At 36.8% G+C, this 1,058-nt stretch carries 1 protein-coding gene; it reads left to right on the forward strand.

Annotated features, from left to right (window positions below; translation table 11 throughout):
• Positions 1–1,029 (forward strand): IS110 family RNA-guided transposase (locus BMZ74_RS14320; protein ID WP_089862882.1); only part of this gene is annotated, 1,029 nt, incomplete at its 5' end.
• Positions 1,030–1,058 lie beyond the last annotated feature (29 nt).

Genomic DNA, 1,058 nt, shown 5'->3' on the forward strand with positions numbered 1-1,058 from the left:
TTCTGGGAACACTGCTACCGACTCATTAAAAACCATGAACAGTTAAACTCCAATTTCAAACTCCAATTATATACAGTCAATCCTAAAGTAGTTAGCAATTTCAAAAAAGCATACACAGATCTGCCTAAAAATGATAATGTTGATGCCTGGGTAATCGCTGATAGAATACGCTTTGGAAGAGTTGAAAATTCTTCTTCTCCCGAAGCACTCTACAGGGCTCTAAGACAAATCACTCGTCATAAATTCAAGCTAGCTCAGCACATTAAAGCTGAAAAAGCTAGAGCTTTAAATCTGGTCTTCCTTAAGTTTTCAGATTTCACTAAAAAGTCTCCATTTGGTACTTTTACTAAAGCCTCTATGGCTTTACTGGAAAACTACACACTTAGGGAAATTGTTAATACTGATATCCATGAGCTGGCTGAATTTCTCCATCAAAACAGCAACAATCGATTAGGCGGTTCTACTCCAATTGAAAAAATAATTACTGCACTCAAAAAAGCTGCTCGTAATTCATACCGCTTAAAACCCGAAATAGATCAGGCAATCACCCAGACACTCTCTATGACATTTGATAACATTAGGTTTTACCAGAGTCAAAATAAAAGACTTAAAAGAGTTCTTAAAAGACAGCTAAAAGCAATACCCCAGACTTTAATTACAGTAGATGGAATTGGTCCAGTTCTAACAGCTGGAATAATCTCTGAAATTGGTGATATCAATCGTTTTGATAAAGAAACTAATCTCGCCTCATATGCCGGTCTTACCTGGACCGAGCATCAATCTGGCTCTTTTACTGCTGAGGAAACTCATTTAACTAAAAAAGGTAATAAATATCTCAGATATTACCTGGTAGAAGCTGCTAATTCATTGAGAGTACACAATGATAGGTACAAAAGCTACTACTACAAAAAGTATAATGAAGTTCCAAAGCACAAGCACAAAAGAGCCCTCGTGCTTACAGCACGTAAATTTGTCCGCCTCGTTTTTGCTCTGCTAAGCAAAGGCGAAATATATCAACCACGGAGGTAGATAATTATTGCAAATTAGTCTGTTTACTT

Source organism: Halanaerobium salsuginis, assembly GCF_900114545.1.
GTDB classification, from domain to species: domain Bacteria; phylum Bacillota; class Halanaerobiia; order Halanaerobiales; family Halanaerobiaceae; genus Halanaerobium; species Halanaerobium salsuginis.